Genomic DNA, 16227 nt, shown 5'->3' on the forward strand with positions numbered 1-16227 from the left:
ACACTAACGCCGTTCTCAACGGGGTGCCACGCAGACGCGTGCGCTGAGAAAATACCCGTCGAACCTGATCCGGATAACGCCGGCGAAGGGATTTGAGGCTCCTTCTCAAGTCCTTTGCCACTCTTTTTTGAGGTGCAAAGTGTTAAAAAAATGTCTTCCCCTGCTGTTGCTGTGCACAGCGCCTGTTTTTGCTAAACCCGTTCTGACTGTTTATACCTACGATTCCTTCGCCGCCGACTGGGGGCCTGGTCCGGTGGTCAAAAAAGCCTTTGAAGCCGACTGTAATTGCGAACTGAAACTGGTGGCGCTGGAAGATGGCGTTTCGCTTCTCAACCGTCTACGGATGGAAGGCAAAAACAGCAAAGCCGATGTGGTGCTGGGGCTGGATAACAACTTGTTAGACGCCGCCAGCAAAACCGGATTGTTTGCCAAAAGCGGTGTGGCAGCGGATGCCATTAACGTTCCCGGCGGCTGGAATAATGACACTTTCGTCCCGTTTGATTACGGCTACTTCGCCTTCGTTTATGACAAGAACAAACTGAAAAATCCGCCGCAAAGCCTGAAGGAGCTGGTTGAGAGCGATCAAAACTGGCGGGTGATTTATCAGGATCCGCGCACCAGTACGCCGGGGCTGGGTCTGCTGTTGTGGATGCAAAAAGTCTATGGCGATGACGCCCCGCAAGCCTGGCAGAAGCTGGCGAAGAAAACCGTCACAGTCACCAAAGGCTGGAGTGAAGCCTACGGCCTGTTTTTAAAAGGCGAAAGCGATCTGGTACTGAGTTACACCACCTCTCCGGCTTATCACATTCTCGAAGAGAAGAAAGATAACTACGCCGCTGCGAACTTTAGCGAAGGTCACTATCTGCAAGTGGAAGTTGCCGCCCGCACCGCTGCCAGCAAGCAGCCGGAGCTGGCGCAAAAATTCCTCCAGTTTATGGTTTCTCCGGCTTTCCAGAATGCGATCCCAACCGGCAACTGGATGTATCCGGTGGCAAATGTCACGCTGCCTGCCGGGTTTGAACAATTGACCAAACCGGCCACCACGCTGGAGTTCACGCCAGCCGAAGTGGCGGCACAACGTCAGGCATGGATTAGCGAATGGCAACGCGCCGTCAGCCGTTAATTCCCGGCTGGTTAATTCCAGGTGTAAGCGCCGCTACGCTTGTGGTGGCGGTTGCACTGGCGGCGTTTCTCGCCCTGTGGTGGAACGCGCCGCAGGGTGACTGGGCGGCAATCTGGCAGGACAGCTACCTGTGGCATGTGGTGCGCTTCTCCTTCTGGCAGGCGTTTCTCTCGGCGCTGCTCTCTGTCGTACCCGCAATATTCCTTGCCCGCGCGCTTTATCGCAGGCGCTTTCCCGGGCGGTTGGCGCTGTTGCGTCTGTGCGCAATGACCTTGATCCTCCCGGTGCTGGTCGCCGTTTTCGGCATTCTTAGCGTCTATGGTCGCCAGGGCTGGCTGGCATCGCTCTGGCAATCGCTTGGTCTGGAGTGGACATTTTCGCCCTACGGCCTGCAAGGCATTTTGCTGGCGCATGTATTTTTTAATCTGCCGATGGCGAGCCGCTTATTACTCCAGGCGCTGGAAAACATTCCCGGCGAACAACGTCAACTTGCCGCACAACTTGGGATGCGTGGCTGGCATTTTTTCCGCTTCGTCGAATGGCCGTGGTTACGGCGCCAAATCCCGCCGGTTGCTGCGCTTATCTTTATGCTCTGTTTCGCCAGCTTCGCAACCGTGCTATCGCTGGGCGGCGGTCCGCAAGCGACGACTATCGAGCTGGCTATTTATCAGGCGCTGAGTTACGACTACGATCCTGCCCGCGCGGCGATGCTGGCGCTGATCCAGATGGTGTGCTGTCTCGGTCTGGTGCTGCTGAGTCAGCGATTGAGTAAGGCCATTGCACCTGGCACCACGCTGCTGCAAGGTTGGCGCGACCCGGACGATCGTCTGCATAGCCGCATTTGCGACACTGTGTTAATTGTGCTGGCGCTGCTGCTGTTGCTGCCACCGTTACTGGCGGTGATCGTCGATGGGGTAAATCGCCAGTTGCCGGAAGTGCTGGCACAACCGGTGCTGTGGCAGGCGCTGTGGACCTCGTTGCGTATTGCGTTGGCGGCAGGCGTATTGTGTGTAGTGCTGACCATTATGCTGCTATGGAGCAGTCGCGAACTGCGGGCGCGGCAAAAAATGCTGGCGGGTCAGGTGCTGGAGATGAGCGGCATGTTGATCCTCGCCATGCCGGGGATTGTGCTGGCAACGGGCTTCTTTTTACTGCTCAACAACACCATTGGCCTGCCGCAATCTGCTGACGGCATTGTGATTTTCACCAATGCGTTAATGGCGATCCCTTATGCGCTGAAGGTGCTGGAAAACCCGATGCGCGATATCACCACGCGTTACAGCATGTTGTGTCAGTCGCTGGGTATTGAAGGCTGGTCGCGCTTAAAAGTGGTGGAGCTGCGCGCCCTGAAACGTCCGCTGGCGCAGGCGCTGGCCTTTGCCTGCGTGTTATCGATTGGTGATTTTGGCGTGGTGGCGTTGTTCGGTAACGATGATTTCCGTACCCTGCCGTTTTATCTCTACCAGCAAATTGGCTCTTATCGCAGCCAGGACGGCGCGGTCACCGCGTTAATTCTGCTGCTGCTCTGTTTTCTGCTGTTTACCGTGATTGAAAAACTACCGGGGCGAAATGTTAAAACTGACTGATATCACCTGGCTTTACCACCATTTGCCGATGCGTTTTAGCTTAACGGTGGAACGCGGCGAGCAGGTGGCGATCCTCGGGCCAAGCGGCGCGGGTAAAAGTACCCTGCTGAATTTGATCGCCGGTTTTCTGACGCCAGCCAGCGGTTCGCTGACTATCGACGGCGTTGATCACACCACGACGCCGCCGTCACGCCGTCCGGTGTCGATGCTGTTTCAGGAAAACAACCTGTTCAGTCACCTGACGGTCGCGCAGAACATCGGGCTGGGACTTAATCCAGGACTGAAGCTGAACGCGGTACAGCAGGATAAAATGCATGCTATCGCCCGCCAGATGGGAATTGATAATTTAATGGCGCGGTTACCGGGCGAGCTTTCCGGCGGTCAGCGACAGCGCGTGGCGTTAGCGCGTTGTCTGGTACGCGAACAGCCGATTTTATTGCTCGATGAGCCGTTCTCCGCGCTCGACCCGGCGCTACGCCAGGAGATGCTGACGCTGGTAAGTACGAGCTGCCAGCAGCAAAAAATGACGTTATTGATGGTGTCGCACAGTGTGGAAGATGCCGCGCGGATCGCCACGCGCTCGGTGGTGGTCGCCGACGGGCGTATCGCCTGGCAGGGTAAGACCGATGAATTGTTGAGCGGTAAGGCGAGTGCTTCGGCACTATTGGGGATTACGGGTTAGTATGCACTGTCGGATGCGGCGTGAACGCCTTATCCGACCTACGGGTGCGTTTTGTCCGCATCAGTCGCCCCGCACAAGACTATGCCCTAAACCCCAACCACTTTACGCAATATATCGATATACATCGGCATCAACGGATGGCGAATTAACACCACCAGCGCCACCACGCCAATGGCAGAAATCAACGGTGCCAGCCACAGCAAATGACCACGCGACAAATAATGACTTAAACGATCGGTTACCTTGCCGCTGCGCCATAATCGCCAGCACAACCAACCGCCAACCCACAAAAACACCGCCGTCGCCAGCAGCAACCATTTAAACTCGCCACTCTGCATTCCGGCAGGAATATCGATCGCCGCGCCTGCCAGAATCCCCGGCAGGAAGTAAAATGGCGGCCACAGCAGGCAGCCGATAATATTTGGCGTGATAAATTTTGCCACCGGGAGATCCAGCATCCCCGCCACCATTGGCACCAGCGGACGCGTCGGGCCGACAAAACGACCGACCAGAATGGTAAACATGCTGTGTTGATGCAACGCATGTTCAGTTTTATCAAGTAGTGCTTTGTTTTTCTTCAGAAATGACCAGCGATGCAACGGCTTTTTAAACCGCCAGCCCAGCCAGAAGGAGATCCAGTCGCCCATCAGGCAGCCAACAATCCCCGCCAGCCAGGCGTGCCAGAAACTTAACTCGCCGCTACCTATCAGCGCCCCCAGCCCCGCCATCAGCACCGTACCGGGCAGAATCAAACCGACCAGCGCCAGTGACTCCAGAAAGGCCACCAACACCACCGCCATCAATGAATACACAGTGGATTGGGTAATAAAGTGTTCCAGCAATGCTTGCATAATGTGCCTGTCAAATGGACGAAGCAGGGATTCTGCAAACCCAATGCTACTCCGTCAAGCCGTCAATCGTCTGATTCGTTACCAATTATGACAACCTGAGAGCTACATCATTCACTTTTTCTTCACATCCTGCCCTAAACTCGCTCGGGCTGGCGCCTGTACATTTTTTAAATACCCGCGAGAAATAGAGCTGATCGTCAAAGCCAACATTGCGTCCGACGGTGGCGATAGGCATACGAGTCGTGCTCAATAGCAGCTTCGCCTGACTGATGCGTTGATCTTCGCGCCAGCTTAAGACGCTTATCCCTAATTGCTGGCGGAACAGATGCGACAGACGCGACGGAGACAGGCAAACATGCTGTGCGACACTGGCGATATCAAAATTGCTGTCCGCCAGGTGATCGCTGATGTACTGACAAGCCTCGCGTACCCGATTATCCATTGGCGGATGTAGCGACTCATTAATGACTTCCATGCGCCGCAGTAACAATTGCTCAAGAAGATTTATCGCCAGCAACTCCGAATAGCGCCCTTCCCCTTGTCCAGCATTGATAATTTGCCCGAACAAATCGCTGAAATGCGGCTGATGCGCTTCGTTCGGGCGAAAGAAACCGGTATTGGCAAATATCGACGGCCAGTTAAGCCATTCGTGCCAGTAAGCGCGGGGGCGAAAGTAAACCCACTGGTGATACCATTCGCGGGCCTCCGGATGACGACCGTAGTGATGAATTTCTCCCGGCGGGAATAGCAAAATATCGCCAGGCCGGCAGACAAATTCTCGCCCCTGGTTTTTCACTATGCCCTGTCCGCGAATGGTGAGATTGAGAATATAGCCTTTCATTCCCAGCGGTCGGTCGATAAAAAAATCGAGATAACCGTTGGCCTCAATCGGCGTTAAACCCGCCACCAGATGGGCGTTGAACGAGTAACCCGGCAGCAAGGGATCATTTTGCGCTTCAGCCATACTTTTCATACTCCCGCCATTCAGAGAAGAAACCAATTGTCCATATTGCATCAGACATTGCCGTCACTGCGTCTTTTACTGGCTCTTCTCGCTAATCCAACCGGCAACCCCGCTTGTGAAAAGCATTTTGTAACAAAGGGGGGCAAAAGCCATGACAAAAACGCGTAACAAAAGTGTCTATAATCACGGCAGAAAAGTCCACATTGATTATTTGCACGGCGTCACACTTTGCTATGCCATAGCATTTTTATCCATAAGATTAGCGGATCCTGCCTGACGCTTTTTTTCGCAACTCTCTACTGTTTCTCCATACCCGTTTTTTTGGATGGAGTGAAACGATGGCGATTGCAATTGGCCTCGATTTTGGCAGTGATTCTGTGCGAGCTTTGGCGGTGGAATGCGCCACCGGTGAAGAGATCGCCACCAGCGTAGAGTGGTATCCCCGTTGGCAGGAAGGGCAATTTTGTGATGCCCCAAATAACCAGTTCCGTCATCATCCGCGTGACTATATCGAGTCAATGGAAGCGGCGCTAAAAACCGTGCTGGCCGCGCTTAGCGCCGAACAACGCGCTGACGTGGTCGGCATTGGCGTCGACAGTACCGGCTCCACGCCTGCACCAATCGACGCCGACGGCAACGTGCTTGCGCTGCGCCCGGAGTTTGCCGAAAACCCGAACGCGATGTTCGTTTTGTGGAAAGACCACACGGCGGTTGAAGAAGCGGAAGAGATTACCCGCTTATGTCACACGCCGGGCAACGTTGACTACTCCCGCTATATCGGCGGTATTTATTCCAGCGAATGGTTCTGGGCAAAAATCCTGCATGTGACTCGCCAGGATAGCGCCGTGGCGCAATCTGCCGCATCGTGGATTGAACTGTGCGACTGGGTACCCGCCCTGCTCTCCGGCACCACACGCCCGCAGGATATTCGCCGCGGACGCTGTAGCGCCGGGCATAAATCTCTGTGGCACGAAAGCTGGGGCGGTTTACCGCCAGCCAGTTTCTTTGATGAGCTGGACCCGATTCTCAACCGTCATTTACCTTCCCCGCTGTTCACTGACACCTGGACTGCCGATATTCCGGTGGGCACTTTATGCCCGGAATGGGCGCAGCGTCTCGGTCTGCCTGAAAGCGTGGTGATTTCCGGCGGCGCGTTTGACTGCCATATGGGCGCAGTCGGCGCAGGCGCACAGCCTAACGCACTGGTAAAAGTTATCGGTACTTCCACCTGCGACATTCTGATTGCCAACAAACAGAGCGTTGGCGAGCGGGCAGTTAAAGGCATTTGCGGTCAGGTTGATGGCAGCGTGGTTCCTGGATTTATCGGTCTGGAAGCAGGTCAGTCGGCGTTTGGTGATATCTACGCCTGGTTTGGTCGCGTACTCGGCTGGCCGCTGGAACAGCTTGCCGCCCAGCATCCGGAACTGAAAGAGCAAATCAAAGCCAGCCAGAAACAACTGCTTCCGGCGCTGACCGAAGCATGGGCTCAAAACCCGTCTCTGGATCACCTGCCAGTAGTACTCGACTGGTTTAACGGTCGTCGCACGCCAAACGCTAACCAACGTCTGAAAGGGGTGATTACCGACCTGAACCTCGCTACCGACGCTCCACTACTGTTCGGCGGTTTAATTGCCGCTACCGCTTTTGGCGCGCGCGCAATTCAGGAGTGCTTCACCAACCAGGGGATCGCCGTAAACAACGTGATGGCGCTGGGCGGCATCGCGCGGAAAAACCAGGTGATTATGCAAGCCTGCTGCGACGTGCTGAATCGCCCGCTGCAAATTGTCGCCTCTGACCAATGCTGTGCGCTCGGTGCGGCGATTTTTGCTGCCGTCGCCGCGAAAGTGCATGCCGACATCCCATCAGCCCAGCAAAAAATGGCCAGTGCGGTAGAGAAAACCCTGCAACCGTGCAGCGAACAGGCACAACGCTTTGAACAGCTTTATCGCCGCTATCAGCAATGGGCGATGAGCGCCGAACAACACTATCTTCCAACTTCCGCCCCGGCACAGGCTGCCCAGGCCGTTCCGACTCTATAAGGACACGACAATGACGATTTTTGATAATTATGAAGTGTGGTTTGTAATTGGCAGCCAGCATCTGTATGGCCCGGAAACCCTGCGTCAAGTCACCCAACATGCCGAGCACGTCGTTAATGCGCTGAATACGGAAGCGAAACTGCCCTGCAAACTGGTGCTGAAACCGCTGGGCACCACGCCGGACGAAATCACCGCTATTTGCCGCGACGCGAATTACGACGATCGTTGCGCTGGTCTGGTGGTGTGGCTACACACCTTCTCCCCGGCAAAAATGTGGATCAACGGCCTGACCATGCTCAACAAACCGTTGCTGCAATTCCACACCCAGTTTAACGCGGCGCTACCGTGGGACAGCATCGACATGGACTTTATGAACCTGAACCAGACTGCACACGGCGGTCGCGAGTTCGGTTTCATCGGCGCGCGTATGCGTCAGCAACATGCCGTCGTTACCGGTCACTGGCAGGATAAACAAGCACATGAGCGTATCGGCTCCTGGATGCGTCAGGCGGTATCTAAACAGGATACCCGTCATCTGAAAGTCTGCCGTTTTGGCGATAACATGCGTGAAGTGGCGGTCACTGACGGCGATAAAGTTGCCGCACAGATCAAGTTCGGTTTCTCCGTCAATACCTGGGCGGTTGGCGATCTGGTGCAGGTGGTGAACTCCATCAGTGACGGCGATGTTAACGCGCTGGTCGATGAGTACGAAAGCTGCTACACCATGACGCCTGCCACTCAAATCCACGGCGAAAAACGACAGAACGTGCTGGAAGCGGCGCGTATTGAGCTGGGGATGAAGCGTTTCCTGGAACAAGGTGGCTTCCACGCATTCACCACCACCTTTGAAGATTTGCACGGTCTGAAACAGCTTCCTGGTCTGGCCGTACAGCGTCTGATGCAGCAGGGTTACGGCTTTGCGGGCGAAGGCGACTGGAAAACTGCCGCCCTGCTTCGCATCATGAAGGTGATGTCAACCGGTCTGCAGGGCGGCACCTCCTTTATGGAGGACTACACCTATCACTTCGAGAAAGGTAATGACCTGGTGCTCGGCTCCCATATGCTGGAAGTCTGCCCGTCGATCGCCGTAGAAGAGAAACCGATCCTCGACGTTCAGCACCTCGGTATTGGTGGTAAGGACGATCCAGCGCGCCTGATCTTCAATACCCAAACCGGTCCAGCGATTGTCGCCAGCCTGATTGATCTCGGCGATCGTTATCGTCTGTTGGTTAACTGCATCGACACGGTGAAAACACCGCACTCCCTGCCGAAACTGCCGGTGGCGAATGCGCTGTGGAAAGCGCAACCGGATCTGCCAACCGCTTCCGAAGCGTGGATCCTTGCTGGTGGTGCGCATCACACCGTCTTCAGCCATGCGCTGAACCTTAACGATATGCGCCAGTTCGCCGAGATGCACGACATTGAAATCACGGTGATTGATAACGATACCCGCCTGCCAGCGTTTAAAGACGCGCTGCGCTGGAACGAAGTGTATTACGGATTTCGTCGCTAAGTAGCCGCATCAGGTATGTAACGCCTGATGCGACGCTGGCGCGTCTTATCAGGCCTACACGCTGCGATTTTGTAGGCCGAATAAGCCAAAGCGCATCCGGCATTCAACGCCTGATGCGACGCTAGCGCGTCTTATCAGGCCTACACGCTGCGATTTTGTAGGCCGGATAAGCAAAGCACATCCGGCCTTCAACGCCTGATGCGACGCTGCCGCGTCTTATCTGGCCTACACGCTGCGATTTTGTAGGCCGGATAAGCCAAAGCGCATCCGGCATTCAACGCCTGATGCGACGCTGCCGCGTCTTATCTGGCCTACACGCTGCGATTTTGTAGGCCGGATAAGCAACGCGCATCCGGCATTCAGCGCCTGATGCGACGCTGGCGCGTCTTATCAGGCCTACGCGCTGCGATTTTGTAGGCCGGATAAGCAACGCGCATCCGGCATTCAGCGCCTGATGCGACGCTGGCGCGTCTTATCAGGCCTACACGCTGCGATTTTGTAGACCGGATAAGCAAAGCGCATCCGGCACGAAGGAGTCAACATGTTAGAAGATCTCAAACGTCAGGTTTTAGAAGCCAACCTGGCGCTCCCAAAACACAACCTGGTCACTCTGACCTGGGGCAACGTCAGCGCCGTTGATCGCGAGCGCGGCGTCTTTGTAATCAAACCTTCCGGCGTCGATTACAGCATCATGACCGCTGACGATATGGTCGTGGTCAGCATCGAAACCGGTGAAGTGGTTGAAGGTACGAAAAAGCCCTCCTCCGACACGCCAACTCACCGACTGCTCTATCAGGCATTTCCGTCCATTGGCGGTATTGTGCACACGCACTCCCGCCATGCCACCATCTGGGCGCAGGCGGGTCAGTCGATTCCAGCAACCGGCACCACTCACGCCGACTATTTCTACGGCACCATTCCCTGCACCCGCAAAATGACCGACGCAGAAATCAACGGCGAATATGAGTGGGAAACCGGTAACGTCATCGTTGAAACCTTTGAAAAACAGGGTATCGATGCAGCGCAAATGCCTGGCGTTCTGGTCCATTCTCACGGCCCGTTTGCATGGGGCAAAAACGCCGAAGATGCGGTGCACAACGCCATCGTGCTGGAAGAAGTCGCTTATATGGGGATTTTCTGCCGCCAGCTTGCTCCGCAGCTGCCTGATATGCAGCAAACCTTGCTGGATAAACACTATCTGCGTAAGCATGGTGCAAAGGCGTATTACGGGCAGTAATGACTGTATAAAACCACAGCCAGTCAAACGAAACCAGGCTATACTCAAGCCTGGTTTTTTATTGGATTTTCAGCGTGGCGCAGGCAGGTTTTATCTTAACCCGACACTGGCGGGATACCCCTCAAGGGACCGAAGTTTCTTTCTGGCTGGCAACGGACAACGGGCCGTTGCACGTTACGCTTGCGCCGCAAGAATCCGTGGCGTTTATTCCCGCCGATCAGGTTCCCCGCGCTCAGCATATTTTGCAGGGTGAACAAGGTTTTCGCCTGACGCCGCTGGCGTTAAAGGATTTTCACCGTCAGCCGGTGTATGGCCTTTACTGTCGCGCTCATCGCCAGTTGATGAATTACGAAAAGCGCCTGCGTGAAGGTGGCGTTACCGTCTACGAGGCTGATGTGCGCCCGCCTGAACGCTATCTGATGGAGCGGTTTATCACCGCTCCGGTGTGGGTCGAGGGAGATATGCGCAATGGCGCTATCGTTAATGCTCGCCTGAAACCGCATCCCGACTATCGTCCGCCGCTCAAGTGGGTTTCTATTGATATTGAAACCACCCGCCACGGTGAGCTGTACTGCATCGGCCTGGAAGGTTGCGGGCAGCGCATCGTTTATATGCTGGGGCCAGAGAATGGCGACGCCTCCGCGCTCGATTTTGAACTGGAATACGTCGCCAGTCGCCCGCAGCTGCTGGAAAAACTTAACGCCTGGTTTGCAAACCACGATCCCGATGTGATCATCGGCTGGAACGTGGTGCAGTTCGATCTGCGAATGCTGCAAAAACATGCCGAGCGTTACAGTATTCCACTGCGTCTGGGGCGCGATAACAGCGAGCTGGAATGGCGCGAGCACGGCTTTAAAGACGGCGTCTTTTTCGCCCAGGCCAAAGGTCGGCTAATTATCGACGGTATCGAGGCGCTGAAATCCGCGTTCTGGAATTTCTCTTCATTCTCACTGGAAACTGTCGCTCAGGAGCTATTAGGCGAAGGAAAATCTATCGATAACCCGTGGGATCGGATGGACGAAATTGACCGCCGTTTCGCCGAAGATAAGCCCGCGCTGGCGACTTATAACCTGAAAGATTGCGAGCTGGTGACGCAGATTTTCCATAAAACTGAAATCATGCCGTTTTTGCTCGAACGAGCGACGGTGAACGGCCTGCCGGTGGATCGGCACGGGGGGTCGGTGGCGGCGTTTGGTCATCTCTATTTTCCCCGTATGCACCGCGCTGGTTATGTCGCGCCTAATCTCGGCGAAGTGCCGCCACACGCCAGCCCTGGCGGCTACGTGATGGATTCGCGGCCAGGGCTTTATGATTCGGTGCTGGTGCTGGACTACAAAAGCCTGTACCCGTCGATCATCCGCACCTTTCTGATTGATCCCGTCGGGCTGGTAGAAGGCATGGCGCAGCCTGATCCAGAGCACAGCACCGAAGGTTTTCTCGATGCCTGGTTCTCGCGGGAAAAACATTGCCTGCCGGAGATTGTGACTAACATCTGGCACGGGCGCGATGAAGCCAAACGTCAGGGCAACAAGCCGCTGTCGCAGGCGCTGAAGATCATCATGAATGCCTTTTATGGCGTGCTCGGCACCACCGCCTGCCGCTTTTTCGATCCGCGCCTGGCCTCGTCGATCACCATGCGTGGTCATCAGATCATGCGGCAAACCAAAGCATTGATTGAAGCGCAGGGCTACGACGTGATCTACGGCGATACCGACTCAACGTTTGTTTGGCTGAAAGGCGCACATTCGGAAGAAGAGGCGGCGAAAATCGGTCGTGCACTGGTGCAGCACGTTAACGCCTGGTGGGCGGAAACGTTGCAAAAACAACGGCTGACCAGCGCGCTGGAACTGGAGTATGAAACCCATTACTGCCGTTTTCTGATGCCGACCATTCGTGGAGCCGATACCGGCAGCAAAAAACGCTATGCCGGGCTGATTCAGGAGGGCGACAAACAGCGGATGGTGTTTAAAGGGCTGGAAACCGTGCGTACCGACTGGACGCCGCTGGCCCAGCAGTTTCAGCAGGAGCTGTACTTGCGCATCTTTCGCAACGAGCCATATCAGGAGTACGTGCGTGAAACTATCGACAAACTGATGGCGGGCGAACTGGATGCGCAACTGGTTTACCGTAAACGGCTGCGCCGTCCGCTGAGCGAATATCAGCGTAATGTACCGCCACATGTACGCGCTGCACGCCTTGCCGATGAAGAAAACCAAACTCGCGGTCGCCCCTTGCAATACCAGAACCGTGGCACCATTAAGTACGTATGGACCACCAACGGCCCGGAGCCGCTGGACTATCAACGTTCACCGCTGGATTACGAACACTATCTGACCCGCCAGCTTCAGCCAGTGGCGGAAGGAATACTCCCCTTTATTGAGGATAATTTTGCTACACTTATGACCGGGCAACTTGGGCTATTTTGAGCAAAAAAAGAGTTCGTCAGATACCATTTTGATGCGTGACGAATGCCTTGCCATCCAGTACCATAGCGCCCTTTCCATTCCTGGACCTGAATAACACCACTACCACATTAGCCTGGTAGCGGGTAGTTATTGCCTGCAATTAAAGATATAGAGCCAAACACATATGCCTTTTACACTTGGTCAACGCTGGATCAGCGATACAGAAAGCGAATTAGGACTTGGAACCGTTGTCGCGGTGGATGCGCGAACTGTCACATTACTTTTCCCATCTACTGGTGAAAACCGTCTGTACGCACGCAGTGATTCCCCCGTGACCCGCGTGATGTTCAACCCTGGTGATACCATTACCAGCCATGACGGCTGGCAGATGCAAGTCGAAGAAGTAAAAGAAGAAAATGGCTTGCTGACCTATATCGGTACTCGCCTGGATAATGAAGAGTCCGGCGTTGCCCTGCGTGAAGTTTTCCTTGATAGCAAACTGGTGTTCAGCAAACCGCAGGACCGCCTGTTTGCCGGGCAGATTGACCGTATGGACCGCTTTGCGCTGCGTTATCGCGCGCGTAAGTATTCCAGCGAACAGTTCCGTATGCCGTACAGCGGCCTGCGCGGTCAGCGTACCAGTCTGATCCCGCACCAGCTCAACATCGCTCATGATGTTGGTCGCCGCCACGCGCCGCGCGTTCTGCTGGCTGACGAAGTGGGTTTAGGGAAAACCATTGAAGCCGGGATGATCCTGCATCAGCAGTTGCTCTCTGGCGCTGCTGAACGTGTGCTGATTATCGTACCGGAAACTTTACAGCATCAGTGGCTGGTGGAAATGCTGCGCCGTTTCAACCTGCGCTTTGCGCTGTTTGATGATGAGCGTTATGCCGAAGCTCAGCACGATGCTTACAACCCGTTCGACACCGAACAGCTGGTGATTTGCTCGCTGGATTTTGCCCGTCGTAGCAAACAGCGTCTGGAACACCTCTGTGAAGCCGAGTGGGATCTGCTGGTGGTCGATGAAGCGCATCACCTGGTGTGGAGCGAAGACGCGCCGAGCCGTGAATATCAGGCTATTGAACAACTGGCAGAGCACGTGCCGGGCGTTCTGCTGCTGACCGCAACCCCGGAACAGCTGGGAATGGAAAGCCACTTCGCCCGTCTGCGTCTGCTGGACCCGAACCGTTTCCACGATTTCGCGCAGTTCGTTGAAGAGCAGAAAAATTATCGTCCGGTTGCGGACGCCGTTGCCATGCTGCTGGCAGGTAACAAACTGAGCAATGACGAACTGAACATGCTTGGCGAGATGATCGGCGAGCAGGATATCGAGCCGCTGTTGCAAGCAGCAAACAGCGACAGCGAAGATGCCCAGAGCGCCCGTCAGGAACTGGTTTCGATGCTGATGGATCGCCACGGTACCAGCCGCGTGCTGTTCCGTAACACCCGTAACGGTGTGAAAGGCTTCCCGAAACGCGAGCTGCACACTATTAAGCTGCCGCTGCCGACGCAGTATCAGACCGCTATTAAAGTCTCCGGCATTATGGGCGCACGTAAAAGTGCGGAAGATCGCGCTCGCGATATGCTCTACCCGGAGCGTATTTATCAGGAATTTGAAGGCGATAACGCCACCTGGTGGAACTTCGATCCGCGCGTTGAATGGCTGATGGGCTACCTGACCAGTCATCGCTCTCAGAAAGTGCTGGTGATCTGCGCCAAAGCGGCCACTGCGCTGCAACTGGAGCAGGTACTGCGCGAACGTGAAGGTATTCGCGCCGCGGTGTTCCACGAAGGCATGTCGATTATCGAACGTGACCGCGCTGCCGCCTGGTTTGCTGAAGAAGACACCGGTGCGCAAGTACTGCTGTGCTCGGAAATCGGTTCTGAAGGACGTAACTTCCAGTTCGCCAGCCACATGGTAATGTTCGATCTGCCGTTCAACCCGGATCTGCTGGAGCAGCGTATTGGTCGTCTGGATCGTATCGGTCAGGCGCACGATATTCAGATCCATGTGCCATATCTGGAAAAAACCGCTCAGTCAGTACTGGTGCGCTGGTATCACGAAGGTCTGGATGCGTTCGAGCACACCTGCCCGACCGGACGCACTATTTACGATAGCGTATACAACGATCTGATTAACTATCTGGCTTCACCGGATCAAACCGAAGGCTTTGACGATCTGATCAAAAACTGCCGCGAGCAGCATGAAGCGCTGAAAGCACAGCTGGAACAGGGTCGTGACCGCCTGCTGGAAATCCATTCCAACGGTGGCGAAAAAGCCCAGGCACTGGCAGAAAGCATTGAAGAGCAGGATGACGATACCAACCTGATCGCCTTCGCCATGAACCTGTTCGATATCATCGGTATCAATCAGGACGATCGCGGCGACAACATGATCGTGCTGACGCCGTCCGATCATATGCTGGTGCCGGACTTCCCTGGCCTGTCGGAAGACGGTATTACCATCACCTTCGACCGTGAAGTGGCGCTGGCGCGTGAAGATGCACAGTTTATTACCTGGGAGCATCCGCTCATCCGCAACGGTCTGGATCTGATCCTCTCTGGCGATACTGGTAGCAGCACGATTTCACTGTTGAAAAACAAAGCATTGCCGGTAGGTACACTATTGGTAGAGCTGATTTACGTGGTTGAAGCCCAGGCGCCGAAGCAGTTGCAGCTTAACCGCTTCCTGCCGCCGACACCGGTACGTATGCTGCTGGATAAAAACGGCAACAACCTGGCGGCGCAGGTGGAGTTTGAAACCTTTAACCGTCAGCTTAACGCGGTGAACCGCCACACCGGCAGCAAACTGGTTAACGCCGTGCAGCAGGATGTTCACGCTATCCTCCAGTTGGGTGAAGCGCAGATCGAGAAATCTGCCCGTGCATTGATTGATGCAGCGCGTAACGAAGCCGACGAAAAACTGTCTGCCGAGCTGTCTCGTCTGGAAGCGCTGCGCGCAGTGAACCCGAACATTCGTGACGACGAACTGACCGCCATTGAGAGCAACCGTCAGCAGGTAATGGAAAGCCTGGATCAGGCAGGCTGGCGTCTGGATGCCCTGCGTTTGATCGTTGTAACGCATCAGTAACGGAGCCGAAAATGGGGATGGAAAACTACAATCCACCGCAGGAACCCTGGTTGGTTATCCTGTATCAGGATGACCACATTATGGTGGTCAACAAGCCGAGCGGTTTGTTGTCTGTGCCGGGTCGTCTGGAAGAGCACAAAGACAGCGTGATGACGCGCATTCAGCGTGATTATCCGCAGGCAGAATCGGTGCATCGTCTGGATATGGCTACCAGCGGGGTGATTGTAGTGGCGCTGACCAAAGCCGCGGAGCGGGAGTTAAAACGCCAGTTCCGCGAGCGCGAGCCGAAAAAGCAGTATGTGGCCCGCGTCTGGGGGCATCCATCCCCCGCAGAAGGTCTGGTGGATCTACCGCTGATTTGCGACTGGCCAAACCGCCCGAAGCAGAAAGTCTGTTACGAAACAGGGAAACCTGCGCAGACGGAATATGAAGTGGTGGAGTATGCGGCGGATAACACGGCAAGAGTGGTGTTAAAACCGATTACCGGGCGTTCGCATCAGTTGCGTGTGCATATGCTGGCGCTGGGTCATCCGATTCTCGGCGATCGCTTTTATGCATCACCAGAAGCGAGAGCAATGGCACCGCGTTTGTTGCTACATGCAGAGATGTTGACGATTACCCATCCGGCGTATGGCAATAGTATGACGTTTAAAGCGCCAGCGGATTTTTAATCGTCACGCTGGCGAAGTTCGGTAGGCCGGAGAAGGCGTTCACGCCGCATCCGGCAATTTTGCGC

11 protein-coding genes and 1 riboswitch are annotated in these 16227 nt (G+C 55.2%); of the genes, 9 read left to right on the forward strand and 2 right to left on the reverse strand.

The genetic code is table 11. The features are described from left to right. Window positions 1-9 precede the first annotated feature (9 nt). Window positions 10-109: riboswitch (TPP riboswitch) on the forward strand. A gap of 30 nt (window positions 110-139) precedes the next feature. From thiB to thiQ, 3 genes are read left to right on the forward strand one after another with little or no spacing between them, the layout of a single operon-like run. Then, complete coding sequence (thiB, locus tag D9736_RS05165) at window positions 140-1123, forward strand: thiamine ABC transporter substrate binding subunit (protein WP_130217436.1); 984 nt, start codon at window positions 140-142, stop codon at window positions 1121-1123. After that, window positions 1099-2709, forward strand: a complete 1611-nt coding sequence (gene thiP / locus D9736_RS05170) for a thiamine/thiamine pyrophosphate ABC transporter permease ThiP (protein ID WP_130257854.1) — start codon at window positions 1099-1101, stop codon at window positions 2707-2709. The genes thiB and thiP overlap by 25 nt, the downstream gene beginning before the upstream one ends. Continuing rightward, complete coding sequence (gene thiQ, locus D9736_RS05175; RefSeq protein ID WP_130257855.1) at window positions 2693-3391, forward strand: thiamine ABC transporter ATP-binding protein ThiQ; 699 nt, start codon at window positions 2693-2695, stop codon at window positions 3389-3391. Before thiP ends, thiQ begins: the two co-directional genes overlap by 17 nt. Window positions 3392-3477: 86 nt before the next feature. On the opposite strand, the gene D9736_RS05180 is transcribed toward thiQ, so the two are convergent. Together D9736_RS05180 and araC are read right to left on the reverse strand one after the other, a co-directional pair. Further along, entirely contained in the window at window positions 3478-4242 is a 765-nt protein-coding gene (locus D9736_RS05180) for a DedA family protein (RefSeq protein ID WP_130257856.1), read from the reverse strand. 85 nt (window positions 4243-4327) lie between these two features. Continuing rightward, window positions 4328-5206 (reverse strand): arabinose operon transcriptional regulator AraC, encoded by an 879-nt coding sequence (gene araC / locus D9736_RS05185; RefSeq protein ID WP_130217548.1) that lies wholly within the window; start codon window positions 5204-5206, stop codon window positions 4328-4330. A 338-nt stretch (window positions 5207-5544) separates the two neighbouring features. Between araC and araB the strand changes: the two genes are divergently transcribed. The 6 genes from araB to rluA all read left to right on the forward strand — a co-directional run bounded on the left by araB (window position 5545) and on the right by rluA (window position 16162). Beyond that, on the forward strand, window positions 5545-7245 hold the full coding sequence (gene araB, locus D9736_RS05190; protein ID WP_130257857.1) for a ribulokinase: 1701 nt from the start codon (window positions 5545-5547) through the stop codon (window positions 7243-7245). A gap of 10 nt (window positions 7246-7255) precedes the next feature. Beyond that, window positions 7256-8758, forward strand: coding sequence for an L-arabinose isomerase (araA, locus tag D9736_RS05195; RefSeq protein WP_000151734.1), 1503 nt, complete (start codon window positions 7256-7258; stop codon window positions 8756-8758). A 541-nt stretch (window positions 8759-9299) separates the two neighbouring features. Then, entirely contained in the window at window positions 9300-9995 is a 696-nt protein-coding gene (gene araD, locus D9736_RS05200) for an L-ribulose-5-phosphate 4-epimerase (protein WP_000888658.1), read from the forward strand. A gap of 74 nt (window positions 9996-10069) precedes the next feature. Next, window positions 10070-12421, forward strand: coding sequence for a DNA polymerase II (gene polB, locus D9736_RS05205; protein WP_130257858.1), 2352 nt, complete (start codon window positions 10070-10072; stop codon window positions 12419-12421). 163 nt (window positions 12422-12584) lie between these two features. Next, window positions 12585-15491, forward strand: a complete 2907-nt coding sequence (gene rapA, locus D9736_RS05210; RefSeq protein ID WP_130217450.1) for an RNA polymerase-associated protein RapA — start codon at window positions 12585-12587, stop codon at window positions 15489-15491. 11 nt (window positions 15492-15502) lie between these two features. Continuing rightward, window positions 15503-16162: a bifunctional tRNA pseudouridine(32) synthase/23S rRNA pseudouridine(746) synthase RluA gene (gene rluA, locus D9736_RS05215; protein WP_000525176.1), complete on the forward strand. Its 660-nt coding sequence runs from the start codon at window positions 15503-15505 to the stop codon at window positions 16160-16162. Window positions 16163-16227: the final 65 nt, after the last annotated feature.

Origin of the sequence: Escherichia sp. E10V10 (genome assembly GCF_004211985.1) — a bacterium.
Taxonomy (GTDB): domain Bacteria; phylum Pseudomonadota; class Gammaproteobacteria; order Enterobacterales; family Enterobacteriaceae; genus Escherichia.

What these genes read in the sequence shown, in the direction of transcription:
- thiP (WP_130257854.1), top strand. Translation starts at nt 1,099, where the DNA reads ATGGCAACGCGCCGTCAGCCGTTAATTCCCGGCTGGTTAATTCCAGGT.
- thiQ (WP_130257855.1), top strand. Translation starts at nt 2,693, where the DNA reads ATGTTAAAACTGACTGATATCACCTGGCTTTACCACCATTTGCCGATG.
- D9736_RS05180 (WP_130257856.1), bottom strand. Translation starts at nt 4,242, where the DNA reads ATGCAAGCATTGCTGGAACACTTTATTACCCAATCCACTGTGTATTCA.
- araC (WP_130217548.1), bottom strand. Translation starts at nt 5,206, where the DNA reads ATGGCTGAAGCGCAAAATGATCCCTTGCTGCCGGGTTACTCGTTCAAC.
- araB (WP_130257857.1), top strand. Translation starts at nt 5,545, where the DNA reads ATGGCGATTGCAATTGGCCTCGATTTTGGCAGTGATTCTGTGCGAGCT.
- araA (WP_000151734.1), top strand. Translation starts at nt 7,256, where the DNA reads ATGACGATTTTTGATAATTATGAAGTGTGGTTTGTAATTGGCAGCCAG.
- araD (WP_000888658.1), top strand. Translation starts at nt 9,300, where the DNA reads ATGTTAGAAGATCTCAAACGTCAGGTTTTAGAAGCCAACCTGGCGCTC.
- rapA (WP_130217450.1), top strand. Translation starts at nt 12,585, where the DNA reads ATGCCTTTTACACTTGGTCAACGCTGGATCAGCGATACAGAAAGCGAA.
- rluA (WP_000525176.1), top strand. Translation starts at nt 15,503, where the DNA reads ATGGGGATGGAAAACTACAATCCACCGCAGGAACCCTGGTTGGTTATC.